The 2,711-nt window shown below is 60.9% G+C and carries 3 protein-coding genes and 1 tRNA gene; 3 read left to right on the top strand and 1 reads right to left on the bottom strand.

The genetic code is table 11. From position 1 onward, the window contains the following. The coding region (locus FJ471_RS34350; protein ID WP_140811333.1) for a porin at positions 1-972 on the bottom strand (972 nt) is incomplete at its 3' end. Positions 973-1,201: 229 nt separating this feature from the next. Here FJ471_RS34350 and FJ471_RS35035 point away from each other — a divergent pair. The 3 genes from FJ471_RS35035 to FJ471_RS34340 all read left to right on the top strand — a co-directional run. Beyond that, complete coding sequence (locus FJ471_RS35035; RefSeq protein ID WP_181179952.1) at positions 1,202-1,348, top strand: hypothetical protein; 147 nt, start codon at positions 1,202-1,204, stop codon at positions 1,346-1,348. Next, a tRNA-Ser gene (locus FJ471_RS34345) sits at positions 1,310-1,400 on the top strand. The genes FJ471_RS35035 and FJ471_RS34345 overlap by 39 nt, the downstream gene beginning before the upstream one ends. A gap of 390 nt (positions 1,401-1,790) precedes the next feature. Next, on the top strand, positions 1,791-2,711 hold a 921-nt coding region (locus FJ471_RS34340; RefSeq protein WP_140811326.1), incomplete at its 3' end, for a porin.

Genomic DNA, 2,711 nt, shown 5'->3' with positions numbered 1-2,711 from the left:
GTCGCTGAACTTGTAGGTGCCGCCGGCCCAGAAGCCCCAGTTGCCGCCCCACGGCTTGTAGAAGCCGCGACCGTTCGCAAAGGCAGTGTTGGGGTTGGCGTTGAAGTCGTTAAGCTTTCCCTCGCTGGCGTAGCCGAACATGCCGAAAATCGACAGCTCGTTGGTCACGTTCACATCCACGCGAACCTTGCCGGACACATATTCGTAGTTGCTGTCATAGGCGACGACGCCGACGACATCACCCCAGCCCTGCGTGTACTTCAAGCCGCCGACGACATGCGGAACATAGCTGTCGATCGTGCCGACACCATACCCATAAGTAGCGCCTGGCGCCGCCTGGTCGGCGCCGCCGGAACCTTCTTCGAGAGAGGCCATCGCCGAGAAACCGTTGCCGGCGTCGAAGTAGTACTGAACGACACCGGTTTTGAACCCGCCATAGGGAACGATGGTATCGTTGACGACGTTGCCGGCGTAGCCGACGAACGTGTCGAAGGCCGATTCGTCCAAGCCGACCCGCAGGCCGCCGAGCTGAATCCAGGCAAAGTGCATATCGAAGCTGTTATGAGCACTATTGCCAGCCCCGTTGTCGAAGGGCGAATTTTGGAAGTTCATGCGCGTTTCGGTATAGGTCTTCAACGTGCCGAGTTCCGTTTCCTGGCCGGTCCAGGTCTTCAGCGTGAAGCGAGCATCTTTGTACCAGGTGCCCTGGTTCTTGCCGCTGACGACGTCGTCGGCGCGTGCGCCGGTGAACGTGCCGACATCGCCGAAGCCGGCGTCATAACGGACATAGCCGCCGATGCGCAGGCAGGTCTCGGTGCCCGGGATGTAGAAGTAGCCGGAGCCGTACACGTCGCAGATCTTGACGTATTCAGCCGGTTCCGGCTCGGCGACGGTCACTGCGTCCGCGGCGCGAGCACCGGAAACTGCGACCAGAGCCGCAGCTGAGCCGAGAAGAAGGCTCTTGATGTTCATTTTCTGACCTCCAGTCAGAATCGGACGGAAGCGATAGGCGCCATCGGTCGAAATCACCACCAATGCCTTGTAATTGCTTTCTTTTTCGCCTTAGGCGGCCAAGCGGAGGGAATTTGCTCGGGCGGTTGCCCGTCCGGTTGCCGATGTGCGACGGAGTTCGGATGAAGTCGCTGGGGCTTGGCTCAGAAAGGCTGCGCAAGTCCCGATCCGCCGCTCATGATCCGGTGTCATGCCGGTATGGCGCCCGCTGTCGCAGCTGCCGTCCGAAGGATTTTTCGGCGATTATGGCGTCGGCTTGTTGATTGTGCCCGCGCTTTTCTTTATCCAGCGGCGCGACGGAGAGGTGGCCGAGTGGTCGAAGGCGCTCCCCTGCTAAGGGAGTAGAGGTCAAAAGCTTCTCGTGGGTTCGAATCCCATCCTCTCCGCCATCTTCCCCTGCGCCGCGCGCGCGACAAACCCCCTCCCAAGGCGATTCTGCGGCAACAACCCGGCAGGGCGACTCGCCAGGCCGCCGCAATGCAGCCGGCCGATCGCCGGAAATTGGCGGATTCGGCGGCCGCACCGACCTCGATGGTTAACGAGAGCTTTCTGAGTGAGGCCAAATCGTGTCATTTGTGCAACAACGCCCGGCGATAGCGCCCGGACAGCCCTTGCGGCGGTACGATCGTGGTTGAACGGCGCCGGCTCATGGGTAATGTCAGGTTCGAAGGAGCGGCGCGGTGCGCATCTTTTTCGGTAGTGGGGATGGGGCAGGGAACGCTGTCCTTCAGCAAAAAATACCCAGACCCGTTTTTTAACTTTTGACTGGAGGTCAGAAAATGAACATCAAGAGCCTTCTTCTCGGCTCAGCTGCGGCTCTAGTCGCAGTTTCCGGTGCTCGCGCCGCGGACGCGGTGACCGTCGCCGAGCCGGAACCGGCTGAATACGTCAAGATTTGCGACGTGTACGGCGCCGGCTACTTCTACATCCCGGGCACCGAGACCTGCCTGCGCGTTGGTGGTTATCTCCGTTACGACGCCTCGGCTGGCGAGCGGGGCTCGTTCACCGGCCGCGCCACCAACGACGTCCAGGACGATGACTCGCAGCGTTCCTGGTCGAAGACTGCACGCTTTGCTCTGAAGACCTGGACTGGCCAGGAAACCGAGCTCGGCACCTTGAAGACCTACACCGAGACCCGTTTCGACTTCAGCGACGGCGACACGTTCGTCAATTCCCACTTTGCTTGGGTCCAGCTAGGCGGTCTGCGCATCGGCGCTGACGAATCGGCCTTCGACACCTTCCAGGGCTATGCCGGCTCGGTCATCAACGATACGATCGTTCCTTACGGCGGCTTCGACACCAACCTGATCAGCTATACCTTCGATGCCGGGAACGGCTTCTCGGCCATTGTCTCGTTCGAAGAGGGCAATTCCTACGGTGGCTATCACTTCGAAGCTCCTCGTACCTCTGGCGGCGGCAAGAGATTCGCGGGCAGCGAGCTTATCGACAGCTACGTGCCGCATATCGTCGGCGGCGTGAAGTGGACGCAGGGCTGGGGCGGCATCAGCGGCGTCGTCGCTTACAACAGCAACTGGGAAGAGTGGGCCGGCAAGGTTCGCTTGGACGTGAACGTCAACGACGCCTTCTCGCTGTTCGTCATCGGCGGCTACGGCACCGACGACAACGCTCCGCGCAACTTCTACAAGCCGTGGGGCGGCAACTGGGCTGTGTGGGGCGGTGGCACTTACAAGTTCAACGAG

Origin of the sequence: Mesorhizobium sp. B2-7-1 (assembly GCF_006440735.1) — a bacterium.
Lineage (GTDB): Bacteria > Pseudomonadota > Alphaproteobacteria > Rhizobiales > Rhizobiaceae > Mesorhizobium.
The sequence above is the reverse complement of the archived record's forward strand: the minus strand, read 5'-3'. Positions and strand labels throughout refer to the sequence as shown.

Excerpts from the sequence above, each read along its gene's own strand:
- FJ471_RS35035 (WP_181179952.1), top strand. The coding sequence starts at position 1,202 with ATGCCGGTATGGCGCCCGCTGTCGCAGCTGCCGTCCGAAGGATTTTTC.